The organism is Ancylobacter amanitiformis (assembly GCF_030814815.1).
In the GTDB taxonomy this organism is placed as follows: Bacteria; Pseudomonadota; Alphaproteobacteria; order Rhizobiales; family Xanthobacteraceae; genus Ancylobacter; species Ancylobacter amanitiformis.
In genome coordinates, this window is the sequence record NZ_JAUSVR010000004.1 from 285,454 (window position 1) to 309,892 (window position 24,439).

The 24,439-nt window shown below is 65.5% G+C and carries 39 protein-coding genes; 20 read left to right on the forward strand and 19 right to left on the reverse strand.

From position 1 onward, the window contains the following. Positions 1 to 247: 247 nt before the first annotated feature. Complete coding sequence (locus QOZ99_RS08900) at positions 248 to 445, reverse strand: hypothetical protein (protein WP_306889609.1); 198 nt, start codon at positions 443 to 445, stop codon at positions 248 to 250. A gap of 425 nt (positions 446 to 870) precedes the next feature. Then, complete coding sequence (locus tag QOZ99_RS08905; protein ID WP_306889610.1) at positions 871 to 1,266, reverse strand: hypothetical protein; 396 nt, start codon at positions 1,264 to 1,266, stop codon at positions 871 to 873. Between the two features lie 844 nt (positions 1,267 to 2,110). On the opposite strand from QOZ99_RS08905, the gene QOZ99_RS08910 reads away from it, so the two are divergent. The 18 genes from QOZ99_RS08910 to QOZ99_RS08995 all read left to right on the forward strand — a co-directional run bounded on the left by QOZ99_RS08910 (position 2,111) and on the right by QOZ99_RS08995 (position 11,987). Then, positions 2,111 to 2,272: a hypothetical protein gene (locus QOZ99_RS08910; RefSeq protein WP_306889611.1), complete on the forward strand. Its 162-nt coding sequence runs from the start codon at positions 2,111 to 2,113 to the stop codon at positions 2,270 to 2,272. 36 nt (positions 2,273 to 2,308) lie between these two features. Further along, a complete protein-coding gene (locus QOZ99_RS08915; protein WP_306889612.1) occupies positions 2,309 to 2,548 on the forward strand; it encodes a hypothetical protein in 240 nt (79 codons plus the stop codon). A gap of 70 nt (positions 2,549 to 2,618) precedes the next feature. Continuing rightward, positions 2,619 to 2,807, forward strand: coding sequence for a hypothetical protein (locus tag QOZ99_RS08920; protein WP_306889613.1), 189 nt, complete (start codon positions 2,619 to 2,621; stop codon positions 2,805 to 2,807). Positions 2,808 to 2,816: 9 nt separating this feature from the next. Continuing rightward, positions 2,817 to 3,149 (forward strand): hypothetical protein, encoded by a 333-nt coding sequence (locus tag QOZ99_RS08925; RefSeq protein WP_306889614.1) that lies wholly within the window; start codon positions 2,817 to 2,819, stop codon positions 3,147 to 3,149. Between the two features lie 301 nt (positions 3,150 to 3,450). Further along, positions 3,451 to 3,579 carry a hypothetical protein gene (locus tag QOZ99_RS08930; protein ID WP_306889615.1) on the forward strand — a complete coding sequence of 43 codons (129 nt, stop codon included), beginning with the start codon at positions 3,451 to 3,453 and terminating at the stop codon, positions 3,577 to 3,579. Between the two features lie 7 nt (positions 3,580 to 3,586). Beyond that, positions 3,587 to 3,913, forward strand: coding sequence for a hypothetical protein (locus tag QOZ99_RS08935; RefSeq protein WP_306889616.1), 327 nt, complete (start codon positions 3,587 to 3,589; stop codon positions 3,911 to 3,913). Positions 3,914 to 3,949: 36 nt separating this feature from the next. Next, on the forward strand, positions 3,950 to 4,972 hold the full coding sequence (locus QOZ99_RS08940; protein WP_306889618.1) for a DUF8626 domain-containing protein: 1,023 nt from the start codon (positions 3,950 to 3,952) through the stop codon (positions 4,970 to 4,972). A gap of 2 nt (positions 4,973 to 4,974) precedes the next feature. Further along, positions 4,975 to 5,730 (forward strand): methyltransferase, encoded by a 756-nt coding sequence (locus QOZ99_RS08945; protein ID WP_306889619.1) that lies wholly within the window; start codon positions 4,975 to 4,977, stop codon positions 5,728 to 5,730. A 4-nt stretch (positions 5,731 to 5,734) separates the two neighbouring features. Next, positions 5,735 to 6,271, forward strand: coding sequence for a hypothetical protein (locus tag QOZ99_RS08950; RefSeq protein ID WP_306889620.1), 537 nt, complete (start codon positions 5,735 to 5,737; stop codon positions 6,269 to 6,271). After that, positions 6,264 to 6,815, forward strand: coding sequence for a hypothetical protein (locus tag QOZ99_RS08955; protein WP_306889621.1), 552 nt, complete (start codon positions 6,264 to 6,266; stop codon positions 6,813 to 6,815). The genes QOZ99_RS08950 and QOZ99_RS08955 overlap by 8 nt, the downstream gene beginning before the upstream one ends. Next, positions 6,808 to 7,368 (forward strand): hypothetical protein, encoded by a 561-nt coding sequence (locus tag QOZ99_RS08960; RefSeq protein WP_306889622.1) that lies wholly within the window; start codon positions 6,808 to 6,810, stop codon positions 7,366 to 7,368. Before QOZ99_RS08955 ends, QOZ99_RS08960 begins: the two co-directional genes overlap by 8 nt. Next, on the forward strand, positions 7,365 to 7,793 hold the full coding sequence (locus QOZ99_RS08965; protein ID WP_306889623.1) for a hypothetical protein: 429 nt from the start codon (positions 7,365 to 7,367) through the stop codon (positions 7,791 to 7,793). Before QOZ99_RS08960 ends, QOZ99_RS08965 begins: the two co-directional genes overlap by 4 nt. A 131-nt stretch (positions 7,794 to 7,924) precedes the next feature. Beyond that, positions 7,925 to 8,152 (forward strand): hypothetical protein, encoded by a 228-nt coding sequence (locus QOZ99_RS08970; protein ID WP_306889624.1) that lies wholly within the window; start codon positions 7,925 to 7,927, stop codon positions 8,150 to 8,152. Then, positions 8,149 to 8,355, forward strand: a complete 207-nt coding sequence (locus QOZ99_RS08975; RefSeq protein ID WP_306889625.1) for a hypothetical protein — start codon at positions 8,149 to 8,151, stop codon at positions 8,353 to 8,355. The genes QOZ99_RS08970 and QOZ99_RS08975 overlap by 4 nt, the downstream gene beginning before the upstream one ends. Before the next feature lie 511 nt (positions 8,356 to 8,866). After that, positions 8,867 to 9,469, forward strand: a complete 603-nt coding sequence (locus QOZ99_RS08980) for a hypothetical protein (RefSeq protein ID WP_306889626.1) — start codon at positions 8,867 to 8,869, stop codon at positions 9,467 to 9,469. A 160-nt stretch (positions 9,470 to 9,629) separates the two neighbouring features. After that, on the forward strand, positions 9,630 to 10,145 hold the full coding sequence (locus QOZ99_RS08985; protein ID WP_306889627.1) for a class I SAM-dependent methyltransferase: 516 nt from the start codon (positions 9,630 to 9,632) through the stop codon (positions 10,143 to 10,145). A gap of 35 nt (positions 10,146 to 10,180) precedes the next feature. Continuing rightward, positions 10,181 to 11,506: a helicase HerA-like domain-containing protein gene (locus tag QOZ99_RS08990; protein ID WP_306889628.1), complete on the forward strand. Its 1,326-nt coding sequence runs from the start codon at positions 10,181 to 10,183 to the stop codon at positions 11,504 to 11,506. Between the two features lie 277 nt (positions 11,507 to 11,783). Next, positions 11,784 to 11,987: a hypothetical protein gene (locus tag QOZ99_RS08995; RefSeq protein ID WP_306889629.1), complete on the forward strand. Its 204-nt coding sequence runs from the start codon at positions 11,784 to 11,786 to the stop codon at positions 11,985 to 11,987. Positions 11,988 to 12,016: 29 nt separating this feature from the next. On the opposite strand, the gene QOZ99_RS09000 is transcribed toward QOZ99_RS08995, so the two are convergent. The 17 genes from QOZ99_RS09000 to QOZ99_RS09080 all read right to left on the reverse strand — a co-directional run bounded on the left by QOZ99_RS09000 (position 12,017) and on the right by QOZ99_RS09080 (position 22,343). After that, positions 12,017 to 12,232 (reverse strand): hypothetical protein, encoded by a 216-nt coding sequence (locus QOZ99_RS09000; RefSeq protein WP_306889630.1) that lies wholly within the window; start codon positions 12,230 to 12,232, stop codon positions 12,017 to 12,019. Continuing rightward, positions 12,229 to 12,516, reverse strand: a complete 288-nt coding sequence (locus QOZ99_RS09005) for a hypothetical protein (RefSeq protein ID WP_306889631.1) — start codon at positions 12,514 to 12,516, stop codon at positions 12,229 to 12,231. Before QOZ99_RS09005 ends, QOZ99_RS09000 begins: the two co-directional genes overlap by 4 nt. Then, on the reverse strand, positions 12,513 to 13,031 hold the full coding sequence (locus QOZ99_RS09010) for a hypothetical protein (protein WP_306889632.1): 519 nt from the start codon (positions 13,029 to 13,031) through the stop codon (positions 12,513 to 12,515). Before QOZ99_RS09010 ends, QOZ99_RS09005 begins: the two co-directional genes overlap by 4 nt. After that, the gene (locus QOZ99_RS09015; RefSeq protein ID WP_306889633.1) at positions 13,022 to 13,285 is read right to left on the reverse strand and encodes a hypothetical protein; all 264 of its coding nucleotides are present in this window, start codon (positions 13,283 to 13,285) and stop codon (positions 13,022 to 13,024) included. The genes QOZ99_RS09010 and QOZ99_RS09015 overlap by 10 nt, the downstream gene beginning before the upstream one ends. 41 nt (positions 13,286 to 13,326) lie before the next feature. After that, positions 13,327 to 13,509, reverse strand: a complete 183-nt coding sequence (locus QOZ99_RS09020; RefSeq protein ID WP_306889634.1) for a hypothetical protein — start codon at positions 13,507 to 13,509, stop codon at positions 13,327 to 13,329. Between the two features lie 40 nt (positions 13,510 to 13,549). After that, on the reverse strand, positions 13,550 to 14,140 hold the full coding sequence (locus QOZ99_RS09025; protein ID WP_306889635.1) for a hypothetical protein: 591 nt from the start codon (positions 14,138 to 14,140) through the stop codon (positions 13,550 to 13,552). A 14-nt stretch (positions 14,141 to 14,154) separates the two neighbouring features. Beyond that, positions 14,155 to 15,507, reverse strand: a complete 1,353-nt coding sequence (locus QOZ99_RS09030; protein ID WP_306889636.1) for an AAA family ATPase — start codon at positions 15,505 to 15,507, stop codon at positions 14,155 to 14,157. Continuing rightward, the gene (locus tag QOZ99_RS09035; protein WP_306889637.1) at positions 15,504 to 16,652 is read right to left on the reverse strand and encodes a DUF7146 domain-containing protein; all 1,149 of its coding nucleotides are present in this window, start codon (positions 16,650 to 16,652) and stop codon (positions 15,504 to 15,506) included. The genes QOZ99_RS09030 and QOZ99_RS09035 overlap by 4 nt, the downstream gene beginning before the upstream one ends. Next, positions 16,649 to 17,533, reverse strand: a complete 885-nt coding sequence (locus QOZ99_RS09040; RefSeq protein ID WP_306889638.1) for a DNA adenine methylase — start codon at positions 17,531 to 17,533, stop codon at positions 16,649 to 16,651. Before QOZ99_RS09040 ends, QOZ99_RS09035 begins: the two co-directional genes overlap by 4 nt. Next, a complete protein-coding gene (locus tag QOZ99_RS09045; protein WP_306889639.1) occupies positions 17,530 to 19,377 on the reverse strand; it encodes a DNA cytosine methyltransferase in 1,848 nt (615 codons plus the stop codon). The genes QOZ99_RS09040 and QOZ99_RS09045 overlap by 4 nt, the downstream gene beginning before the upstream one ends. Beyond that, complete coding sequence (locus QOZ99_RS09050) at positions 19,374 to 19,670, reverse strand: hypothetical protein (RefSeq protein WP_306889640.1); 297 nt, start codon at positions 19,668 to 19,670, stop codon at positions 19,374 to 19,376. Before QOZ99_RS09050 ends, QOZ99_RS09045 begins: the two co-directional genes overlap by 4 nt. Positions 19,671 to 19,759: 89 nt before the next feature. Continuing rightward, the gene (locus QOZ99_RS09055) at positions 19,760 to 20,035 is read right to left on the reverse strand and encodes a hypothetical protein (protein ID WP_306889641.1); all 276 of its coding nucleotides are present in this window, start codon (positions 20,033 to 20,035) and stop codon (positions 19,760 to 19,762) included. After that, positions 20,032 to 20,298 (reverse strand): hypothetical protein, encoded by a 267-nt coding sequence (locus QOZ99_RS09060; protein WP_306889642.1) that lies wholly within the window; start codon positions 20,296 to 20,298, stop codon positions 20,032 to 20,034. The genes QOZ99_RS09055 and QOZ99_RS09060 overlap by 4 nt, the downstream gene beginning before the upstream one ends. Before the next feature lie 50 nt (positions 20,299 to 20,348). Next, on the reverse strand, positions 20,349 to 20,954 hold the full coding sequence (locus QOZ99_RS09065) for a TRM11 family methyltransferase (RefSeq protein WP_306889643.1): 606 nt from the start codon (positions 20,952 to 20,954) through the stop codon (positions 20,349 to 20,351). A gap of 8 nt (positions 20,955 to 20,962) precedes the next feature. After that, on the reverse strand, positions 20,963 to 21,583 hold the full coding sequence (locus tag QOZ99_RS09070) for a hypothetical protein (RefSeq protein WP_306889644.1): 621 nt from the start codon (positions 21,581 to 21,583) through the stop codon (positions 20,963 to 20,965). Continuing rightward, entirely contained in the window at positions 21,580 to 21,984 is a 405-nt protein-coding gene (locus tag QOZ99_RS09075; protein ID WP_306889645.1) for a hypothetical protein, read from the reverse strand. The genes QOZ99_RS09070 and QOZ99_RS09075 overlap by 4 nt, the downstream gene beginning before the upstream one ends. Positions 21,985 to 22,019: 35 nt before the next feature. Continuing rightward, positions 22,020 to 22,343, reverse strand: a complete 324-nt coding sequence (locus tag QOZ99_RS09080; protein ID WP_306889646.1) for a hypothetical protein — start codon at positions 22,341 to 22,343, stop codon at positions 22,020 to 22,022. 77 nt (positions 22,344 to 22,420) lie between these two features. Here QOZ99_RS09080 and QOZ99_RS09085 point away from each other — a divergent pair, with 77 nt between their 5' ends. Continuing rightward, positions 22,421 to 23,032 (forward strand): helix-turn-helix domain-containing protein, encoded by a 612-nt coding sequence (locus QOZ99_RS09085; protein ID WP_306889647.1) that lies wholly within the window; start codon positions 22,421 to 22,423, stop codon positions 23,030 to 23,032. 423 nt (positions 23,033 to 23,455) lie between these two features. After that, entirely contained in the window at positions 23,456 to 24,427 is a 972-nt protein-coding gene (locus QOZ99_RS09090) for a YqaJ viral recombinase family nuclease (protein ID WP_306889648.1), read from the forward strand. The last annotated feature ends 12 nt before the right edge of the window (positions 24,428 to 24,439 follow it).

The window sequence follows — 24,439 nt, forward strand, 5'->3', positions numbered from 1 at the left end:
CCAAGGCTCAGAGGGGCTTCGGGCCTGCAAGCCGGCGGGCGCCATTAGGACGTTGGCGTCATTGCCGGGGTCGGCCGCTCGCGGTGCTCCCCGCCGGAATTGTCGGGCTTGTAGCCGTCATCAGACGCGCCGTCGCCCGCCGGCTTCGTGGTTTCGCAACGCCCCCTCGCTCAAGCCGGAAGAGCAGCGCGCTAGGCGGGATCGCCCCCGCCAGTGATATGGCGGGCCGAAGCCCGCCGCTGGAAACTCAGCTGGCGCTCGGCGCCTTAGCGTATTCCTGGACCTCGTGGACATGGAGATCCATGCCGCCGTGAACGTAGAAGGTCCGCTCGGTGTTCGGCTCCACGCGTTCCGGCCCGGCGAGCGCCTCGCCCGTCTTCGGATCCTTGCGCGTGACATCCACCGGCCAGCCATGGTTGGCCTTCACGACAACGCTGGTCGTCATGTCATCTCCTCTGCGATGTTCTGAAGGCGAGGCTGCCGCGCCGATCTGGCATCGCCGGACCGGCGGCGACACGTGACACCACACGTCCTATTCGTGACAGAGCTTATCGAAAGTGTGACGCAAGAGGTTGCTCACCCTAATAACCAAAGCTGAGTCTTGTGCTTGGACAGGATCTTAAGTGGTGCTTGGGGAGCGCCGCTTGGCGGCGCGCTCCCTTAAGTCCGAAGCGCTGGGACTTAAGTCGTGCACTGAGTGCAGCTCTCACCGTTGCCGCACGAAGAGAAGCCCAGAAAAGTGACATCCGTCAAGCGCCGTCTGGTGCCGAAGAGGTAACTCCCAAGCCCAGATCCAATGGTTGAAATGCAACGCCAAGCGATTCCGCTCAACGGGTTTCGCGACGTCGTCGGACCCGAAATACACCCTCGCTATAAAATTGTGGAACGCACCTTGACAGCTTCCCCGCGGAGAAGCCGTTCGACCACTTTTTCGCGCTTCCGGGCAAGCTCCCGGCGAATCGTTCGGAGGCTCGGCTGCCGCCGCTCTGAGGGTTGGCGAGGCCGGGGCGCCGCCAGGTCTACGGCGCGCACCGTCGAGGGCGTCAACTCCACCTCGCCGCAATCCTCGAGCCAATGCAGAGCGTCATACAGGCGGCGCCCCCCGAAGCCGCACTTCCCGATATGCCCTCGCGCCCGAAGGCTCTCGCGCATGTGCTCGCGCTCCATGAACGGGCTCTCGCGCAGCATCTTGCGGATCTGAGGGATCAGCGTGCGGGTGCCACGCTGGTAGCGTCCGGGCGCATCCGCGCCGGCTATGTCAAGCATCGAAGTCCCTCGCCAGATAGGAGCGTCGATCAGCACCAGAAGTGTTTGATCCTGCAATCAAATCACGCTGCAAGCCTACTTTTCATCAGCACCCGCTGCAACAAGTTTTCTCATGCAAGTCACAGTTCCATCGGCAATGCTTATCGGTGGTGTGGGGCGCTTAGGAGCCAAATTCGCCGAGATGTCGGGGGCGACGAGGTCTCCCGCGGCCCGCCCGTGCCCCTACGGTCCCTAGACTTCCCCGCTGGCGCCCGTTCGCCCCCTCGACCTAGGCAAGGCACCCCTCGCACCACGTTTGCCCGTCCTGCGCTCCCTCTGCTCCCCCGTGCGCGCTCCGCACCATGCCGCCGCACATGGCCCGCGCCCTCATGCTGTGCCCGTGCCATCGAGGTCGCCCCGTGGCTCAACCTTGCGCCATCGATCCTTGGGCATGGGCAAGGCTGCCTCCCGCGATCTTGCGAGCTGCACGCCCCCGCGCATGACGTCCCGGCCTTGGCCGGCCGATACCTGGCACCCATGCCCCATGCGGGCACACGCGCCCCACCAGCCCATAAGCACGGCGCACGCACAGAGGCGCCCCGCACGCGCACGCACGGGCCTTGCGCCCTGCTGTGCAACACCACGTGCAGCACAGCACAGCGTGCGCCCTATGCCACGGCCAATCGCATTTCGCGCGCACTCACAGCCGGATAGCCGGCCTTAGCTGCAGGTAGGCCGAGCACGAAAAAAGTTGTCGACTTGCTCATTTCGAGTTGCAAAACAACACAAGCCGCAGTACATTTAATTCAACGAAGCAACGGCGAACGCCACCGCTTCACAGGCAACTGTGCCGAAGGAAAAGACGATGAACACCCACAACGAAATCGCCCTCAAGTGGCAAGCCCGTGTTGCCGAAGACCTCGCGCGGGCGGCCGATTGCCGCGCCCGTGGGTTTGAGGAAGCCGCTGTGCTCTGGGAAGAGAACGCCCGCCGGAACCAGCGCCGCGCGGACCGCGCGGCCTCCTGAACCGCCATCCGTCAATCGTGACGAAGGAAAAGACCGATGCTCAAAGACTACGCCCGCACCCTCTACAACGCTTCGCGCTTCTGCCTCCGCAATCGCAAGCACATGACCGCGATTGACGCGGTGGAGATTGTGGCCTTGTCCATGCTGGCCCTGACGCGTGCCGGAAGCCCCACGGCGAAAATGATGATTGGGCAGGTTCGGGCCAAGGCCCACCGCGTCCAAGCAGCGAAGGGCGTGCGTCACGTCCAGGCCTCGCTGCGCACTGCGAACGTGTGAGGGCGCTATGCGGTATATCGCAGAAACCCCGCGCACCGAATTGCGCGTCGCTATCCGGGCGGGCTGGAGCATGGACCGCGCCGAACATTTTTATCGTTTCGGCATGTTCTCGCCCGCCGCTATGGACCGCTTCGCGCGCCTTTGGGCGTGGTCCACGGCGACCGAGCACCCGATGACACGGCACGCCTCGCTCAAGCGCTGGGGCGAGCGCCGTGAACGTATCCGCCGCGCGGTGCGCGCGATCATTGCGAATGCTTGAGGGGCCAACATGGACACGGCATTTTATGCAGGCGCGTTCCCCGCGTACACCTCGGCCGAACTGCGCCGGTTCATCGCTGAGGGTGCCGCACGGTCGGACGCCATGCGCGCCGAAATCGAACGCCGCGAAGCGGTGGAAGCGGGCGACCTATCCCGGGCCACACCGGGCGAGAATCTCGATGCAGCGCGGAGGCACGCGGAAAGTGGGCGCGAGTCGTATGAGGCCAGCCTGCGCCAGCGCCCCAACTATCCGGGAGGGCGCCCGCGCAGAACGTGGGGCCAACTCGACGATGTCGCGCGGTGGAGTTGGACGCGCGACCAGTCGGCACATCGCACGACGTGAGCTCTGCAAGCGCGCACCCGTGCGGTGCGCGTCATGGAGCGCTCGCCGGCCCGTGCTGAACGGGCCAAGGGGCACGCCCCGCGCCGGCCGGATGCCGGTTCCGAAGTGGGAGGGAAGGGCCATGCTCTGGTCGCTCTCCCTGCTCTGGAAAAGAAAAACGGCGACGGTCCGCATAACCATCGCCGTTTGGTTCTTCTAGCAGCAGGCGCCGGGGGGCATTCGCTCCCCGGTTGCCCGGAAGATAAGCCCAGCTGCTCCCCGCCGCAACCCCGTCAATCGTGACACCTGAAAGGACCAGATCATGACTAAGCTTGAACGCAAATGCCGAGCCGCCGTAGCCGACAGCCGCCAGCGCATCTTGCGCACGGCGCGGCGCCAGCGCATCGCGGCGAAGCATGTGGCCCTGTCCGATGCGTTCATCTACGCGTGACGTCGCCATGCGCTCCGCTCTGATCCTCGGGGGCGCCCTCGCGCTGGCCGTCTCCGCTCTGAACGCGTCCGGCCCGCCCGTCATGCCCCTGCACGAACGCATGGCCGTTCTCGCCTCCTCGGGCTGCACCGCCGACATCGTGTGCGACCTGCGCGCGGCGGACCTCGGGTTAGACCCAGTCCTGTTGGGGATGCCCGATGATGCGCTCTACGCGGCGTGTCTCAAGGGCGCCGAGCCCGCGTGCCTCTACCTCGAAGCGCAGCACCGCGCGCAATGCGCGGACGACATGGACCACGACGATTGCGCCGTGTTCCGGGACGAGCCGTCGCACTGACCACCTGGCAATTGTGCCGAATCGAAAGACATCGCCATGACCACCGAAGCGCACCCCGTGCACGAAGTTGCGCGGTTCCACGATGACGCCTTGAGCGTGTCGGCCGGCGGGTTCTCGTTGGACCTCACCGTGAAGCAGATCGAAGGCACATGGGACGCCCTGTCCCATTTTCCGGATCGCCGCGCCCGCATGGAGCTAGGCGCCCTCGCCGAACGGCTCAACGCCTTCGCGGCGCATGTCGTCGCCACTATCGAGCGCGGCGGGAATCTCGACGCCTCGGCAGAAGTCGAGCGCTTCGCCGTCCGGCACGTCTCCATGACGCGCCGCGCATGGGCGATGGATTCGCGCTGCATGTCGTGGTTCGTCGTCGGCCCGGCGCGGTTCCCCGTGGACCGCAACCGCAAGCGCATGGATTGGGCGGAGAACGCCTTCCGCGCCCTTGGCGAGCACGTCAAAGCCGCACGCGCATCGGTCGAGCGCACCGCGTTCCCGCACGGTGCACCGGGCGAACCGATCCGCGCCAGCAACCCCGATGCGCCGGCGCTTATCCGCGCCGAGATCGAGAAGCACCGCGCCTCACATGCGCTGATGAAAGCCGCCAACGCGGCGATTCGGTCAGCGAGGGGTAAGGACGTCGACACCAAGGTGCAAGCCGTGGTCGACGCCACCGGTTGGCGCGAGGCGACGGCCCGGCGCTGCGTTGTCCCGCCTCAAAAATGGATGGGCGCTGGTTTCGCCGCCTATCAGCTTTCGGGCGAGCTTGCCGAGATCAAGCGGCTGGAGGACCGTCTAGCCACCATCGAGCGGAACCGCGAACGCGGCACGGTGGAGCGCGAGCACAACACGGCTGCCGGGCGCCTGCGTGTTGTCGAGAACGGCGAGGCCGCGCGCATTCAGCTGTTCTTCGACGGGAAGCCCGCCGCTGAGGTTCGCGACACCTTGAAGCGCGAGGGCTTCCGCTGGGCGCCGTCCGAGGGCGCGTGGCAGCGGCACCTCAACAACGGCGGACGATACGCCGTCTCGCGTGTCGTGTCGGCGCTCCAGCCGGCAGGGGCGTGACCATGGCGAAGCTCACGAAATCCCAAGCCAAGCACCACGCCGCAGCTGTGGACCTTCTGCGCAAGGACCGCTTGACGGATGACCAGCGCGAATTCGTGCTGCGCAATTGGCGCGAGGACGCGAACCACGTCAACGGCACCGCCGGGGCGTTCTTCACGCCGCTGGACTTGGCCCTAGACTTCACCATCGAGGTTAACGGGCGTCGCATCATCGATCTGTGCGCCGGCATTGGCTGCCTTGCGTTGGCGTGCCACTGGCGCAACGGATGGAACGAGCCGCCGCGCGAAATCGTGTGCATCGAGAAGAACCCCGACTATGTCGCGGTCGGGCGCAAGCTCCTCCCGGAGGCGCAATGGATTTGCGCCGACATATTCGAACTGCCGTTCCTCGCCGCCGATCTCGGGCGCTTCGATATCGCTATCAGCAACCCGCCCTTCGGGGCGGTGCGGCGGGCTGGCCGCAACGGGCCGCGATATCGCGGCAATGCCTTCGAATATCACGTCATCGACCTCGCGGCGGACGTTGCGGACGCCGGGACCTTCATCATCCCGCAGAGCTCGGCGCCATTCCGTTACAGCGGACGGCCCTGCTTCGAGCGACGCGAGGAACCCGGCTACCTCGATTTCAAGAAGGCCACGGGCATCACGCTTCAGCATAACTGCGGCATGGACTGCAACGTTCACAAGGACGGGTGGCGCGGCGTCTCGCCGACGGTCGAAATCGTGCTCGCGGACTTCACCAACGGCAGGAAGGACTAACGTCATGAAAATCCACATTCTCACGGCCGAACACTTCAGCGTGCCGGGCAACATCACCAAGGCATTCGCGGACCTGGCCGGCGCCGAAGCCGAGGCCATGGACCTGACGAACCTCATGCTTTCCGACAACGGGCAGGCCAAGAGCGCCAACGCTTCCAACTGGCGCGCCAAGGTTGAGGCGTTGCAGGACGAGCACGGCGCCGCGCATTGCTATGTCGAGATTGCCGAGCACGTCGTTGTTGGCGCCGTGCCCGATCCGGTTGCCCATGCCCTCCGCCGTGCCGAATCCTTCATCGCCGGCTTCGAGGACGACGAGTCGCAGGACGGCATTCTCGACCTGCTGGCGTCGATCCGCGCGGCCATTGCCGGCGCGCCGGCGGACCCGGTCCGCGATGCCGCCCCCCAAATGCTGGCGGCTCTGAAAGAAATAATCACGCTTCTGGAGCGAGAGAGCAGGAACCCGCGCTGGATACAAACCCACCCTGCCTACCTCCGCGCGATTTCCTCGATCAACAGGGCGGAGGGCCGCGCCAATGGATGATTTCCCCAGTCGGGATGGCGCTGAAGACGCTGTCCACAAGAGGCTTCGGCGGGCAGTCGAGAAGCGCGAGAAGGCTTATCTCTGGACGCCATCCGACGCGATCACCTTCATCCCCCGCGTCTCGCCAACCATTTACGGCGATGGCCGCGCACTCTTCACCATCGCCACGATCAACCAGCGGCCGGCCTATTGGGTGATCCGCGCGTGCAGCACTTGGGGCAGCGGAAACGACCGCGAGGATGCGACGGGTCCTGATTTCGGCGAGGTGACCGATCAGATCATGACCGACCTCGAAGACCAGTTCGGACGTGGTCGATGCGGCTATTCCGGTAACAGCCTGTTCTGGCCCCGCAAGGAACGCCTCCGCAATTGCCAGTGTGAGGAGTGCGACGAGAAGAGGTTCAAAGCACGCTGGCCCATGGTCGACGATGACGGCGGCTGCTCATGGTCAAGGTGCGATTGGCCTCCGGGTTTTCCCACCGCACCTAACCCGCTTTCTTGGCGAGGCAACCTTCTTGCCGAGGAGGGGCGCGCCAATGGCTGAGCGCAAGGACGGCGGGCCGGCGTTCCCGGTCCAGAACGCCAACTACACTCACGCGTATGGCGGCGCGCCTGGCATGTCCTTACGTGACTGGTTTGCTGGCCAAGTTTTATCGTCTGTGGCCAGCTACATGATTGAGAATGCTTACAAAGATGAAACGAGCAGGGAGGAGGGCATCATCAATGCCGTGCATCTTTCCTACGACATCGCTGACGCGATGGTAGCTGAACGCTCCGGCCCGACAATCACCGACGCCGACCTCTTCAACTGCTGGTCCGGCGGCGTCAGCCCGACACCCGAAGAAATCGCGCGCTTCGATTGGCTGGAGGTCGGCGGCGTGCGCGACGTCTCCGAGCCCGGTGACAACGGCACTCACATGGAAGCGTGCGACGACGCCGACGCGGAATTCTGGTCCGTCTATGGGCACTACCGCCCGACGGCGACGCATGTCGGCTGCGAGTGCATCACGGACGGCCCGCCGGGCGACAAAGAGCGTGCATGGGCCATTGCCGAGCATCTCGGCCGGCTCTGGAATCTTCCGGTGCGAGAGCGATGATGGACAGGCAGGAACTGGTGTGGGCACTTTCCCGCATTTCGGCGCCGGTGCGCCCATGTCACTGGATCGCGACGCCGAACGGTGACAACGGCTATGAATGGTGCCCTGACTGCGGGTACTTCAAGGTTCGCAACCTTCGCCGACATGACCGTAAGCGCCGCAACGATTACATCCTGGACGGTGGATGGCGGACCTCCCATGACAGCATGCCGGGCTGCCATGGGTGCGGGGCTCTCCTAGATGGGTCACTGACATCTTACGGTGCCAGCTCCGAACTCGACTATTACGAGGAAGCTGGGCTTTCAACAGACCCGAAGGTTGACGCCCTCTACCTGTCCGAAATCCTCGACAACTTGCCGGAAGACGACGGACGGCTTGAACTTGCCATGAGCCTTGCCCGTGCACTGCTGGAGAAAGAGCGATGAGCCGCGTCCGCCGACCCCGCACCGCCTTCCGCTGGCCGAACGGCGAACTCGACGAATACCGGCCGCCGCGTCGACGGCGCACGGCGAAGACCTGACACCAGCCAATTGTGGCAAAGCAAAAGGAGAACACCATGGACGACTTCACCGTCTTCGCCGCCCGCTACAACAAGGGCAAGCTGGTCGTGCGCTGCCCGTCGCCGGACGGATACAAGACCCTCGCGGCGCGCATCATCGGCGACGACCTGAAATGCCGCTTCTCCTACCGGGAAGGTGGCTACATCGCGTCGGCGACCAAGGTTGAGAAGTTCCGCCGCATTATCGCTGGCCCCACAGCCGCGCCCGCCGGCGCGCCGCTGTGACGGGCAAGGCGCGACCTCTGGTCGCCTACCCCTATCCCGTCGGCGCCAAAGTCGAAGGCGTCGACGCGGCGGGCGCGCGCTTCGCCGGCACGGTGACCGGCATCATCGGGCCCTATTCCGTGTGGGTCGACGGCGTCGGCACGCCGGTGAGCCTGATATCGACGCCGCCGACGACGGATGATGCGTTCGACTACGACGAATAGCTCCCCAACCAGCGCCCTTCGTGGAGGGCGTCAGGGTGGGAAGCCACCGACCGCTCCGCGCTGCACGGCATCGCTTCGCCCTGCGCCGCCACGCGCCTTGACGCACCGCAGCTCAACGCACCAGCGCCGGCCCTCCGGGGCCGGCATCCCCGAGCCCATGCCGTGGGTTTCGGGATGCCGGAAGGCATCACAAGGCACCGCTTCGCGGCGCCTCGCAACGCAGCTCCACGCTTCTCCACGCAACGATCTTCCCTAACTAGGACGGCTCCTCCGGGAGCCGTCTCAAGGTGGGGAAACCTGCCACAACGCTTCGCTCCGCTGCGCGACACCACGCCCCGCAGTACTACTCAACGCAGCGGCCCTCGATCTTCGGATCGGGGGCACCCCCGAGGAGGTCGCGGCCTCTTCCTGGGTGCTCTCGGGCGCCATCTGCCTCGCAGTGCTTCGCTAGGCTCCACCGCGCAACTCTCCGCGTCGCAACGCTTCCGCCACCTCAACACAGGAGATCCTCATGAATTTCACCTCTGCCACCGTCACGCTCAAGTCCATGTCCCCCTACAGCCAGTCCTATGACCACGGGCTGCCGATGCTGAAGGGTGAGGACAAGGGCGACTACGATCGCCGGAACTTCATGTCGAAGGCGCACTTCAACGCCGCCGGCCACCTGGTCATCCCCGCCGTCGCCATCCATCAGGCGCTCGTTGCCGCCGCGAAGTATTCGAAGCGGCAAATCCCGGGGCAGGGCAAGGCGACATGGACCGCGAAATTCAAGAGCGGGCTGATCCTGGCCGAAGATATCGACACCGGCATTCCGCGTTCCGAGGTCGGCTTCATCGACGTGAAGTGCGATTCCAAGGGAATGACCGGCGCCCAGAAGAGCACGACCGTCACCCGCCGATTCCCGCAGGTCCCGTCGTGGTCGGCAAGGTTCGACATCTGGATCGTCGACCCGATCATCACCGAGGAGGTCTTCCGCGAAATGGTCGACATCGCCGGGCTGTTCGTCGGCATCGGCCGCTGGCGGCCGGAGATGAGTGGCGGCATGAACGGCCGGTTCAGCCTCGCCGGTCTTGAGTGGCACGACAACCGTGAGTTCGTGGCCAAGGCCGCCTGATCCGGCCCGGCCCCACAAGGGCCGGTTGCCCCGCCCGCCTCGACAAAGGGACGGGCAGGGGAGCCGGTAACGGTTCCACCGCGCTCCGCCACGCCCCGCAGCGCTACGCAGCGCTACGCTACGCACCTCAACGCAACGCAATCCTTCATGGAGAATGTAGATGTTCAAATCATCTTCTGAAAAGCTTCTCGTCCGCATCGCCGTCCTGCAAATACTTTACGAGACACCGATCGGCGGCACCGTTACCTATGCCAAGATCCACGAAATCACAGGCCTCGATGCCCAGTCCGCACGCCCGTTCATCTACGGCGCCATGCAGCGGGCGAACAAGGAGCGGGGTCTTCTGTTCGAGAATGAGCGCGACGTCGGCTATCGCCGGATCGAGCAGGAACACGCGCCGGGGCTCGGGCTGAAGGCTCGGCAATCTATCGGGCGCAAGGCACGCAGGACCGCCGTCGCCCTCACCAGGTTCACGCTCAACAGCAATGGGCTGGAGCCGGAGGTGGCGAAGAAGGTGAATCGCGAGATCGCGCTAGCCGGACTGATCGAATACAGCGCGAGCAGCAAGGGCATGCGTGCGGTCGAGGCATCGGAAAGCGCTGAGAACCCCAGGGTGTCGACCGCGACCGCGGGCGCGGCCATATTGGCGAAGCTGAACGCCCGGGATAAGGGCTGAACACCCACCTTACTCCAATCGTGGAGAACCAAGAGATGCGGGTCGACCTCGCCCCGGGCCATGGCATCGCCCTGAAGTATGCCAACCGCCACGGACTGATCACCGGCAGCACCGGTGCCGGCAAGACGACCACGCTCCAGCGCCTCGCCGAGGGATTCAGCGCCGCTGGCGTGCCGGTCTTCGCCGCCGATGTGAAGGGCGACCTCTCTGGCGTCTCCACCGCCTTCCCCGTGCGGTTCTGGGACGTCTTCGGCGACCTCGGTATGCCCATCAAGACGTCGGTCGAGGAGATGGGCCCGGACCTGATGGCCCGCCTGCTCAACCTCAACGCGACGCAGGAGGGTGTTCTCCACGTCGCCTATCGCTGGCTGTCCGATCCCGACTTCCACCCCGGGGCATCGCTGATGATGGACCTGGACGGGCTGCGCGCCAGCATCACGGACATGCTCGACCACCGGGAGGCGCTGCGCACGCGCCACGGCAACGTCACGGCAGCGTCAATCGGCGCCATCCAGCGTTCTATGCTGGTGCTGGAAGGGCAGGGCGGCGGCAACCTGTTCGGCGAACCGTCCTTCGACATCATGGATCTGCTGGAGACAGCGCCGGACGGCCGCGGCGTCATCAACCTGCTAGCCGCCCAGCGTCTCATGGATGCGCCCCGCACCTATGGCGCGCTGATGCAGTGGCTCCTCATGCGCCTGTTCGCGGCGCTGCCCGAGGCCGGCGACCTCGACAAGCCGAAGCTCGTCATCTTTCTCGATGAAGCACATCTGCTGTTCGACGGGGCTTCGCGGACAATCCTCGACACGATCGAGCGCACCGTCCGCCTGATCCGCTCCAAGGGCGTCGGCGTCTATTTCGTGACGCAGCACCCGCTCGACGTCCCCGAAAGCGTGCTCGGCCAGCTCGGCAACAAGATCCAACACAGCCTGCGTGCCTTCACCCCGCGCGACGCGCGGGCGGTGCGCACTGCAGCGGCATCCTTCCGCCAGAACCCGGACGTCGAGGCCGAGCGCGAGATTACCGAGATGCGGGTCGGCGAGGCGCTGGTGTCCTTCCTCGATGCCGGCGGCGCGCCCAGCCCCGTCCAGAAGGTCAAGATCGACTTCCCGACCGCGCAGGTCGGCCCTATCCGCTTCGGCCAGCGCATGGACATGATCCGGCAGGACCCGCTGGCCGACCACTACGGCGTGACGTTCGACGATCGCGACGCCATGTTCGACGCCTTCCGGGCGCGCTATCAGAACAACCAGGCCGTCAAGGCCATCCAGGCAGAGGAGGTCCAATCATGGCGCCGCGCTTCGAATATGACCGCCTCACCGCCGAGCAGTTCCGCAACGGACTGCGCGATGCAGGTGTGAGCGTATCCGCTTTCGCACGCATATTCGGCGTGCGTCTCAAGCGCGCCGAGGAGTGGGCTCGCGGCGCTGAGGATATTCCGACTTGGGTGCGCCCTGTGCTGCGGATGCTGCTAAACGCCCAATCGCAAGATGCTGCACGCGCGGCGGCGGCGGAGATGATTCGAGCCGACAACCTACAGCCTTCCTTGGGACCTTACCCCTACTTGCAGATGCGCGAGAGCCCACAGACTTGACGGTACCGCTTTCCCTGCTCCACCATCACGCAGGGGAGGCCATCATGACCATCATCATCTTCGGCGCGATCGTCGTCATCATCTTGGTCGCTACCGTGCGCATTCTCGCCGGCTGGTTCCTCCCGGCACATGTGGCGGCGGGTCTCGGTCGGGCGATCGGCGGCACCTTCGAATTCGTCGGGAAGCTGAGCATCGTGTTGCTCTGCCTCGGCATCATCGGCTTGATCATCGCGGCGATGTTGCACTGAGGCGTCTCTTCAACCCCTGAGATCCAGCCTCACTGTCTCAGCCGCGTGTGACGATCGAGGATGTTCTCGGCAGCGCGGCCAGCGTTGATCGCCGGGCTTGCATCGCCGCCCCACGCAGGGTCGTAGGACCACAAGCCAGCCGCTGCGAGCGTGTACAGGAGCGCGACAGGCACAACGACATGGGTGCCGGACGCCACCTTGTTGTATGCGTCCTGCGCGGCTTCTGCGCGAGTTTCGATCTTCATCCGATCCCTCCCGCCGCCTCGATCGCCGCTCGCTTGCAGCGCTCCCAGCACTTGCGCCAGTGCCGGTCAAAGCGCACCGCCTCAATCCGTTTCGGCGAGCCCGCGGGATAGGTCCATGCGGCGTTCTGGCCGAAGCGCTTCCGATACCAACGCCCGGCGCGCGCGAGGCGCCTGCGCTCGCGTTGCGGGACCGCCGACCAGTGCTTGCCACAGACCCATTCGTCGTGACGATCTTTGGTCGTTCGCCGGCAGAAGGGAACGCAGCATTGGAGACGCGTGGTCATGGTGCCGTCTCCGGCCACTCGCCGAGCCCGGCAGATATCGCAGCGGCGTCCATTCCGAGCCCAGCGTAATATCCCTGCGCCTGCAGCCGCCGGATCATCTTGCGCGCCTGCTTCTCGGCTGAAGCCACTACCCGCGGCTCCTCGGCTTTGTGCTCGATCGCGCCGATGTAGAGCCGCAGAGCCTCGTCGATCGCGCTGCCCTCGGCAAAGATGAAATAGCCGCTCTCCACCAGCATCTTGATCCAGAAGAAGGCGATCAGGCCGAATTTGGCGACATCCTCGCCCTCGCCGGCATAGGGCTGCACGACCTGGTGGTGCAGGCGGCGGACGCGCTCCAGCAGCTTGCGCGCCTTGCGGTCATCGAGGTCGGTGATGGGCTCTCGCGCCGCGGTCTTCAGCAGCTCGACAGCCCGGGTAAATTCCGCGTCCTGTTCCACGACGCCCGCGAACAGCACGCCCATCATGACGTGGGCCGGCAGGCACAGCTCGGCACGCTGGCGATCGGTCAGGTACATGGCCCATCTCCTTCCAGCGCCCAGGCGACAATGTTGCGGAGCCACGCGGCACCAGAGAGCCCAGCCCGGCGGGCGCGACACTGCACGCGATCCGCGAGCTCGATTGTCATCCTGATCTTCACTTCGATCTTGCCGGAGCGCTGTCGGCGCAGGCCCAGCAGCCGCGCACGGCGCTGGACGGCGAGGGACGAGCGGCCCGGCAAGCGGGCGGAGAGCTGCGCGAAGGTCTCATGCGGGAATGACCGACGCAGCATGTCATCCTCCTCCGGCGTCCAGAGTGGGCGGGCAGGGCGCATCAAGGACCTTCCTTTCGGGCGTTGCATGTGGGGCAGGGCAGGCCGCGCCGGATCTCCGACACCGTCATGTCGAAGGACCAGCCGTCATCGTGGCCGCAGCGCCGGCAGCGAAAGTGCCCGCCCATGCTGGTGCGCCAGCCCGGCATCAGGCCGGGCGCATGGCCGGCGTCGACCGCATGCATTCGAGTAACCCGCGCCACTGCGGGGCGGGGGCCGAACAGATCAGCCTTCATCGTCGCGACCCGCCGCTGCCTGGGCTTGCTCGATCGCCTCGGTGGTCAGCCCATAGACGATGAGCGCAACGGCGCGGTCCCGCCGCGCGATGGCGGTGCGGTGCACCAGCCCCAGTTCCTTCGTCACCTTCGTCCAGGGGCGACGGGTCGCCTTGGCGAGCAGCCAGGTGTTGAGGGCGCGACGGACATGCTCCTGCGGCACGAAGCGCGGCACCCATGCGAGCGCCACGTCCGCGGCAACGATCTCGGCCGAGGTGGCGCCGATCTTCGGCCGGTTGCGCTCGAAGTCGCCGTGTTCCCGCTCCCATGCCTCCTGCGTCGACTGGAACCAGAGATCCAGCCCGCTGTACTCGTAGTCGGGCATGGACCGGCCGAACCCCTTCGGCCCCGGGCGGCTGACGGTGCGGTGGACCAACCGGATGGCGTCGGCGAGCCGGTCCATGACCAGCTCGCGCGTCCATTCCTCCGCGACCTCTACCCCGCTCTCGAAGAGGGCCTTCAGCATCGCCTCGGTATCGAGCGGCGCGACGCCTTCCTCTCCTTCCGTGACACCAACGTCGAAATCCGTGACGCTCGCCATGAATTTTGCCTCGCTCATTCGCCGAAACCGGACAGGAAGTCGTCTTCTTCATCGCGGCCCAGGGCGGATGGTTTTTCGTCGGCGATCTCGCGCGCCTTCTTCCGCTCACCACCCATGGACATGCCCTTCACCGGTTTGCCGGTGATCCACATCCACGCCACTGTCGAGCCGGGAGCCTCGTGCGAGCCCACGATCCCGTACTGGACCATGCGGTCGTGCGCCCGCTTCCATCGCTGCCGAAGCGCGTCCTTTTTGACCTCTTCGGTGCCCTCCTCGCCGGCGGAATAGCGCGACCAGAACAGCTTCTTCACCGTGTTGACGGTGACGGCCTGGGTGATCCGGCCCGGGCAGGGGAGGTCGGTCGGCGGCGTCTGGCCGTCATTCTTCACGGCGTCGAGGACGCACTGCAGGAACTGCCGGTCCCGCTCCGAGGCGTTGAACCCGCCATCGGCCGGACCTGACACATCGATGTCCTGGGCGGGCGGCACGCAGACGCAGGACGTGACGGGCTTGCCGAGCCGGTCGGTGCCGACCTCTACCGCCCGCAGCACGAACGGCCAGGACGCGCCGGCCTCGGAATCCTTCTGCTTCGTCACCTTGGCGTAGCGGATCGCCCGCCCATCCTCGTCCACCCGCTTCTCGGAAAGCTCGACCGAGACCACGTTCTCGACGTTGGCGAAGATCGACGTGTGTCCGCGCGGCTTGGTGCCGCCCTGGTTGGCGTGGTGGACGATCGTCACCGCGCAGCCGAGCTCCTCGGAGATCCTCGTTGCCCTGGCCAGCACGGGGGTAATGTCCCGGGCACTGTTCTCGTCGGCCCCCGGCGTCGCGGCGGAGAAGGTGTCGACGATGATCAGCCGCAACGGCACGCCGAACTCGGCCTCGAACAGATCGTTCCAGTGCTTCCCGTCGTCGATCAGCGCATTGGTGTCGTCGTCGCCCGCGAACAGGTTGAATTTGCCCGGCAGGAAGCCGAAGGGCAGATCCATGCTCTTGGGCACCTCGTCGGCGTTCCAGGAGCGATAGGCACGCAGGCGCTTCTTGATGCCGCCGCCGCTCTCCGCGGCGATGTAGAGCACACCGCCCTGCAGCGAGGCGTGGCCGAAGAAGTCCGACCCGCGCGCGACGCACATGCCGTACTCGACCGCGAAGAAACTCTTCCCGTGCTGGCTGGGGCCGACGATCAGCGACACCGCAGCGGCCGTGAACACCTGGTAGACCAGCCACTCCGACTCCGGGCCGGCGGCATCCAGGTCGCGCCAGCGGATCGTCCGCAGCTTCGGGCGCCACGCCGCCTTGATCTCCTCCTCGTGCTGATATTCGAAGGCGCTCATATCCATGAGGTCGTCGTCGACAACGCCGGTCATGACGTCCGCCTCCGCTGCATCAGCACGTCGTTGAAGTCAGCGCCCCGGGGGGCGAGGTCGTAGAGGACTTCCACGCCCTGGTGCTGGAACCGCCGCCCGCCCATCAGGAGGCGGGCCTGCGTCATCACCGGATCGGAATCGCCATCGCCGAGGATGGCGACGACCTCGACGCCTGCCGGCAGGACAATGCCGGGGCTGTCGAGATCCGGGTCGACCGGAACCTGCATCGGCCGGCCGCTCGGCATGCGCGCCGATGGATGGTCCCGGCGCGTCAGTGCCCGGCCGGACAGGTTGCCGAGCGACACAGCCGCCGCGATGGCCCAGTCCCGACTGGTGGGTGAGCGGAGCACCCGCCACGAGCGCGAGGTTTCAATGCCCTCGCCCATAGCCAGATAGGGCCGGATTGGCGACAGGCGGATGAGCCCGCCCTTCTGCTCGCCGGTGATCTTTTTCGCCTTGTTGCGCTTGCGGTCGCCCGGCGGGGCCAGCTTGGCGCCGGTGCCCGCCTCGAGGTAGGTGCGGTGCACGCCGATCAGGCTTCCCGCCGCGTCGCGGATCGCGGCAAGCATGGCAGGATGGTCGCCCAGATCCCGGACCTCTTCGGCAGCCTCGTCGGCATAGCCGAAATAGGGCAGGCCGCGCATGTAGCGCAGGTCGAAGGTCCATGACGGGTCGACGGCCATGCCCCGCGATTCGAGATAGTGGGCGGCGAGGGTGCCGGCGATCGGCCGGGCGCGGTCGAACAGCCGCTCGCACCGGGTCATGTCGCGCTCGCGCCGGCGGCGGTCCTCCGCCTCCTCCTGCGCCTTCCTCTCCTGCCGCTCGCGCTCCCGGCGCGCCGCCACTTCAGGATCGACCTCCTGCTCGCCGCCAAGGATCTTCACGGCCTCCATGAAGCCGACGCCGTCGTGCAACATCACCAGCTTGAAGACATCGCCGCCGTCCTCACAGGTCGCGCAGACCCAGCCATCCGCCCACGCTTCGAAGGACGTCGAATCCTTCGCAGTGGGGTCAATCGAATGCAGCGGGCAGGGTCCAACCATGCACCCCTTCGCGCCGCCGCGGCGCAGTTTCACCCACTTGCCGGCAACGGTCGTCACAGGGTTGCGGTCGCGCAGATCCTGCTTCTGGGCCTCGGAAATCATGGGCGGATCTCCGCGAATAGGGGCATGTGGGAGCCCCCACGGTGGGTCCGCAGCGCAGTTGCGGCGGCTGGGTTGATCCAGAGAACTTCCGTGCGCGCACGGGCGCCATCGGCGAGCGCCTTGGTCTCCACACGGCTCCAGCCTCGGAGCATTTCGTCGTAGAGCTCGGTCGGATAGCCGGATAGGACAACCATGCCCTTCAATTCGGCCAGAACCGACAGCAGCTGCTGATGATCTTCTGCCGAAAGCTCGTAGCGATAGAGATGCTTGGGGTCGTGTTTGTTTTTCAACCCTCTTGTTTCATGCATATAGGGCGGGTCGACGTAGTGAAGAACGTTCGGACCATCATGCTTGGTCATAATCTGAAGAGCTGGGCGATGTTCGATTACTACGCCTCGCATTCTTTCTACGATGGAATAGAGCGATGCGGGGTACCGCGACCAATCGTGAGCTGGGGTTGACCCAGACTTGGTGGAGTCGGCCCGAAAGCCGGTCGCTCCCCTGCCGAGTTCCACGTTATGGGCGTTGGAGCCGAACCCCATGAATGAGCGGATGACCAGCCGCCGGGCCTGCTCAATCTCATTGTCCGCGGCTTCCCAAGCGAGATCGAATTCTCGCCGAGAGAACGGTGTCAGATACAGGCGACTGACAAGCTGCTCCGCCTTGCAATCGTCCTGCAGGACACGGAAAAGGCCGACGATGTGGTCATCGAGATCGTTGTAGACTTCCGCATAAGAGCGCTCCTTGCGCAGCAGCACGGAAGCCGCACCCCCGAACGGCTCGACATAGACCCGGTGAGGCGGGAAGTGCCGCAATATCCATGGCGCCAGCTTCCACTTACCGCCATGCCAGCGGAGAACGGGGCGAGTCGGCCTGGTCACGCTGCAACCTCGCTGAACAGGTCCGGCGCTCCGACGACTTCCGCAATCTCGACAGAACGCTCGACATGTCGTCTGCGCGCCTCGACCAGCCGCCGGCGCGGCAGCGGCTTCATCTGGGCCGCATCAATCATATTGGCGCGGACCAGCGCGGCGGCCGGGAACGGGCTGACCGAATTGCCGATCATCCGGCGCTGCTCGGTCTCGTTGAGCGTGCGGCCGTTGTAGTTTGCCGCCAGCACATAGCTGTCCGGGAAGCCTTGCGCGCGTGCCAGCTCGCGCGGCGTGAGCATCCGCATGCCGAGGTCGACGATGACATAGGGGCCGACGGTGACGAACTCGCGATCGTCCCAGGCCCCGAACTCGCGCAGGAACGCGGCGACGCGCCGAGCCGAAATCTCCTGCTCCGGCGTCATCGGCGGGATGACGGCCTCCGCCTCGACCAGGCCGAAGCGCGGCTTGGAAGTGACCGTCCGCATCGGCTCGTCGACGCCGGCCCCGTCCTCGTCTGAACCGTAATAGACCGTGAGGGTCGGCATCACGACGGCGTTGTGCTGCCCCTTTGCGCATGCGGTCGGCGCCGGCGCCTCGACCGACGACGCGCGGCGGTCGCTACCCTTGAGCGTCAGCATATGCGCCGACACCACCGCCTGCTGGCTGCCGCTGGTGGTGGGCGTCGACATCGGCTCGCGGACGTCCCGGCCGGGCGCCCCGGGGCGCGGTCCGGCGTTGTGCTGGGCCAGGTAGGCGGAAACGACGGCATGCTTGCCGCCGCCGGCAACTGCGGTGCCCAGCGGCTTGTGAATATCGAGGGCGCGTGGCGACTGGCCGTCGCGCTCGCCGTAGCCGGTCTGGATCATTGTCGGGGAAACCAGACCGTGGGCGTCGCGGGAGGCCGCCACTGTCTTGAAGGGCTCACCGACATCCTGACCCCGGAAGCCGTCACCGCTGTGATTGCACGTCACGATGAACGGTTTCTCGGCGTCGAGGATGTAGCGTTTCGTGCCGGCGGCGATTCGCGCCATGGTATTGCGTGCCAGCGGCCGGTTCACCTTCACGCCGGTGCGGAGCTTGTAGTGGCGTGCCTCGGTGCGCGCCATGAAGATGGAAGGGCAGGGCCGATCCCAGTCGATGATTTCGGCCGCCGTGCGCCAGGGCAGCAGCCCGCCAGACCGGACCACCGCCGACTTCGGATCCCCATGGCTCGACGCCGGCCACACGATGGGCAGCCCGTCACAGCGGGCGACAAGGAAGAGGCGGTTGCGCGTCGTCGGCGCGCCATAGTCGCAAGCGCGCATGCGCCGCCACTCGACGTCGTAGCCGAGGCGGGCCAGCTCGGCGACCCAGCGCTTGAACTCCTGCCCCTTTCGCTTCTTGCAGCGGTTCCCCTCGGCGTCAATCGGACCCCAGTCCTCGAACTCCTCGACGTTCTCGAGCAGGATGACCTTCGGACGCACCTGCCGCGCCCAGCTCACCACCACCCACGCCAGCGCGCGGACCGAGCGGGAAACCGGACGGCCGCCCTTCGCTTTCGAATGATCGCGACAATCCGGCGACGCCCACATCAAGCCGACCGGCTGGCCGGCCGTGACCGTCATCGGGTCCGCCTTCCAGATGTTCTTGTTGAGGTGGAGGGTTCGCGGGTGGTTCTGGCCGTGCATCGCCAGCGCAGCGGCATCCGTATTGATCGCGACGTCCGGCGAGCGGCCGAGCGCCCACTCGATCCCGGTGGATGCGCCGCCACCGCCCGCGAAGCCGTCGACGATCAGGCCACGCAGCAACCCGCCGAGGATGTCGTCGGGAATAGGCTTGGCGTCCGCGAAGCCCTCGAAGGCGAGGTTTTTCATTCTTCTGTCTCGCTCATCAAGTTCATCAACATCACCCGCTCCTCGACGCACATCAGCGTCAGGGCCCGGGCGGCGAATTCTTCGGATGTCAGATCCGCGCCGTCGGCGAGATCGCTGATGGCCTTGGCGACAGGGCGCTCGATGCGCACCATGAGCAGCTCAACGCCGCCGGCCTCGCGCAGGAGCGGGGTGCCCATGTTGCGCAGCACGGCACGCACCTTCTGCGGATCGTCGACGCCGACCTCGTCCGCGATCTGCCGCCCCGACCGGCCCATGCCGGCGAGGTAGGCCATGCGGATCTTCATCGGCACCGAGTAGGAGATCGTCCGCCGGCGTGGCGCGCGGCGGCGCGGGCGGGGAGGACGATCGGGAGAGGGCTGCTTCACGACCGCGGCCCCCGTGTCTGCAGACGGCGCACCAGGTCGTTGACCTGTTCGATATAGGGCGAGCACTTCAGGATGAACCGCTCGGCGCGGTGCAGCGCCAGAGCGCGCCGCAGGATGCTCTCGTCGGGTGCCGGTCGGGTTCCGCTCTCGACGAGATCCCTGTGCCGGCGGATGAGGCCGGCACGCTCAATACTGAGGGCAGCGAACATGTCGCGCATGGTGACGCGCGGGGCAGGCCAGTCGGGCGGCCAGTCGGACGGCAGGTCGCTCATGCGCATCCCCAGCGGATGTAGATCTGTTCGACGGGTTCACCGGTTTCCCGCGCCTCGCGGCGGGCCGACGCCCGGGTGTATTCACGCTTTTTCCACGCGCGCCTCTCCTCGGGGGAGAGGCTGTTCCACCAGCGCTTCTGCTTCTCTCGTCGTGCCTTTCGGTGCCGCATGAGAAACTCGGTCGCGGAATCACCAACGGCCTCGATCGTCTTCACGCGATAGCCGCAGATCGTGCAGCGCCGGACGCGCTTGACGGTGTTCATCGGCCCGTTTCGTGAGTCGAGAACCTGCGTTTCGCCGCCACATCGGCATTTCATGGGTCCCTCCGCAGCCAGCGCGTCTCAAAAGGCCCCTCGTATCCACGGAGCCAGACGATGATCAGGAAGTCCTTGTCGCCACCGCCCGGCTTCAGTCCGGCGGCGATGACCGCACCCGGGGGCATCGATGGCCGCGGCGTCAGAACCCACACGCGCCTTGGCTGGCTCTGCTCCAGCCACCGGCTGCGCTCGTCGCCCCAGAGCCAGCGCGCCGGCAGGACCATCGCGACCTTGTGGTCGGCAAGATCGAGCGCGTGCTGGACGAAGCCCAGGGGGCGGCCGGCCTTCACATCGGCTTTGGCAATGCCAAAAGGTGGATTGCAGACGATGGATCGCGCCGGTCGGCCGCGAACCTGCATCGGCCGCTTCATGGCGAGGAAATTGACGGGCGCGACCTCGCCATATCCGCGAGCGACCAGATCGGTCCCGATCGCGTCATAACCCGCAGCAAGGGCCGCCTTGGGAATGGTCATCATGCCCGCGCACGGATCCCATATCGGGCCTTCGAATTTCTCTTCCGCGAACAGCCTGCGGGCGCACCATTCCTCTTCGACATACCAATCGTTGGGATCGCGCTCCCACAGATGCGCGTTCTTCTTCACTGCCGCCTTCACAGGGGGATGTCCTCGATGTCATTGAACCTGCGCAGCAGCGCTTCGGACTTCTCCATCGCCTGGGGCTTGTCGACGATCACGGCACGCGACTGGAAAAGCGGGGTGGTGGCGATTGACGTCTTCGGCGCGACGACCGCGCAGGCGTAGGACCAGACGGCGAGCGAATCTGCAGCGTCCTCGCTGTCGAATCTCCAGCCGAGATGCCGGCAGCGCTGCTGCACCGCCAGCTTGCCTTTCTCGCCCGGCGGGTTGCTGCCGACGAAGTGCTTGCGCACATCCGAGATATCGGTCTCGCGGATCTCACCGATGCCCTTGGCCTGGGCGAGGGTCTCGATCAGGAAAACCAGGCCGAGCAGGATGCGCGAAGTATTCATGTTGGTCCGCATGCCCATCTTGCGGGGATCGAACGGCGCCTCGAAATAGAGGGCATCCACCGGGCAGAGCTTCATGAAGTCGGCGAACCACCGCATCATCCCGCGCCCGACAGCGCCGCATGACGAGCCGGGGGAGGCGAACCGGATGGTGCCGGCCCGCGGCACCTCCCCGGGCACGCCGTAGGCCCAGCCAGTCTGCGACGCGATGTCGAGCGCCAGGATGCGCGGCGGTGCCGAGGTCACTGGAAGGTCTCGTTCTCGAATTCGTCCACCGCTTCACGGTCCGCCTGCTGCTCGGCAGAGGCCCGCTTGCCCGGCACCTTCTTCGCGGCCGGCTTGTCACCCTCGTCGTCGTAGTAGTCGAAGAGGCGCGCATCCTCGGCTTCGAGTTCATCGCGGACCTTCTCGATCCGCTTACGCAGGTTCAGCACCTTGAGCCGGGCCTTGAACGGCTTCAGGACGATGCCGCGCTCCTTGGCCTCCTCGAACAGGTCTTTCATGTCACCGCGCACATCCTTGCACGCATTCATGTAGTCACTGCGGAGACTATCGAGGTCGCCCTGATAGCTGGCATACCGGCGCTCGAATTCGGCGCACAGTTCCCTGTCAACCGAACCTGTGTTCGGCTTTGCTTTCTTCGCCATGGGAATATTCCTGGGCTGGGGTTGCGCGCGCCGCCCTATGCGGCGGCGCTGTCATCGCTACGCCCGGCCGCGCGACGGGTCGGACGCTCAATCCCGTCGGGCCACGGCAGATAGTGCGGCCAGACATCCGAAAATGCCTGGACGCACCGGTCGTAGGTTTCGACGGTGAAGTTGCTCTGGCTGGAGAGGAGCCGCGCGACATGCGACGCGTCGGTCTGAGACATGCCGACGCTGCGCAGCACGCGGCCGGGGCTGTTCGAGATCGGGCCGCTATAGGCGGCGATCAGCCGACCGATGTTGGAGAGGAGAGTCTCACGCATGCTCATGAGTTGTAAAACAACACATTCGCGAACGGACATCAACCCCGCAGGCGCTTGATAAATTGCCGAAAGTGCGAGATCTATCCGCAGACGGAGGTAATCATTTCGAGGGGAAAATGCTGAAAACGCGCGTGCTGCAACGACTTGAGGCCCTGAGTATCACCCAATGGGAGGCCGCGCGTCGGGCCGGGCTGCACCGCAATTTCGTGTACGACCTCATGGAAGGTCGTAAGCAGAAACCCCAGCAGAAAACCCTCCTGGCGCTCGCCCGCGCCCTGCAGTGCTCCGTCGACTACCTCATTGGCAACACGGAAGAAATCGGTTCGCCACCACCGGTGAGTGAAGCCTCCGGACAGGGGCTGCCGGTCGTCGGAATCATCGAGGAGGGCGCCTGGCGCCGCCCCTTGAAGCAGCCGCGCGGCACGGTGCTGATCCAGCCGGATGCCCGCTACACCGGCCGGCAGTCGGCCTACCTGTTCCGCGGGGACCCGCATGCCGGCCTTGAGGACGGCATGTTCGTGCTGGCCGTCGATGCGGGCGACTATGAGCGGCAGATCGGCGCTCCGGCTGCCGGCAACCCGGTCATCGTCGAGCTGAGGCGCAAGGCGCTAAACGAGGTCCAGACGGTGGTTCGTCCGTGGGCCTCGGGCTTGGAAATGTCGCTTCGGAGCACAGACGTCGAGGCGCAGGTCGTGGCAATCGTCGCCGCCGCTTTCCGGCTGTACTGAGCCGCGAACCTTTCCTGCGCGCGTGCGCCACGCCCGCGTAGTATATACACTTAGAGTTATATTAAGGTTATATATCAGCAGGTTGCTATGAGGGGCGCCTCAAGCGCCCCCATCATCTGCATAACCCCAATCATAATATGCAGCCCATTTTTGTAGAAACTTGTCCTATTTTCTCAGCGTGCTCTGTGCGTCGGGATTTCTCGACGGGCACAACTTTCATGCGCACGTGTTGCAGGTTCTGTGCCAATCTCGAACGGTAGCTATCTAAAAAAGTTGTAAAAAATCCGCGCCGAGAGAGTTGCAAAACAACTCAATCTGCAACATGCTCTGCAAATCGACGCGGGAATGGCTCGCGTCGCTCTCAGGCAGAGCACAACATGACCTCATCTCGCAGGGCCGCACGTGCGGCATCTGGGGGCGCTCATGGTCATTGAGCGCATCCAGTTCAGTTCCCGAGACGAATGGCTCGATCTCCGCAAGAACGACATCACCGCATCCGTCGTCGGCGCGCTGTTCGGCGTGCACGACTACCAGACCCCGTTCGGCCTCTACGCGCTGAAAACCGGGCTCACCGCCGAAGACCCGGAAGAGACCGACGCGATGAAGCGCGGTCGCCTGCTGGAGCCAGTCGCCGTGCAGTTGCTGCGCGAGCAACACCCGGAATGGAAGATCACCCACAACACGGGCCGGGGCGCGGCCTACCTGCGTGACGCCAGCGTCAATCTCGGCGCGACCGTGGACGTGTTTGTCGAGTGCCCGGTGCGCGGCCTCGGCGTCGTGCAGGTCAAGAGCGTCGAGGCCGGCACGTTCCGGCGGAAGTGGGTTGATGCAGAGACCCACGAGACGACACCTCCCCTCTGGATCGTGCTGCAGACTCTGACCGAGGCACACTTGGCCGGTGCGGCGTGGGGCGCCGTCGCGCCCTTGGTCGTCAGCTACGGCATCGACATGCCGCTAATCGACATCCCGATCCATCAGGAAATGATCAAGCGGATCCGCGGACAGGTCCGGAACTTCTGGACGATGGTCGAGGAAGACCAGGAGCCCGATGCGGACTTCAGCAAGGACGCTGCGCTCATCCAGCGGCTGTACACCCAGGACGACGGTTCCTCGGTTGACCTCAGCGGAAACCGGATCGTGCAGATCCTTGCCGAGCGCGAGAAGTTGAAAGAGGTCGAGCGTGCCGGCGCGTCGGCCGAGAAGGCCCGCAAGACGATCGATACCGAGATCATCAACATGCTCGGCAATGCCACCACCGGGCGGATGAGCGACGGCACCGAGGTGACGGCCAAGACCACGCACCGCAAGGGCTACGAGGTCAAGCCGAGCAGCTATCGCAGCGTGAAGGTGAAGGCGGGCGCCGTGACCGCGCCGGCCGACATCGACGAATTCTGACATCTCGAACTT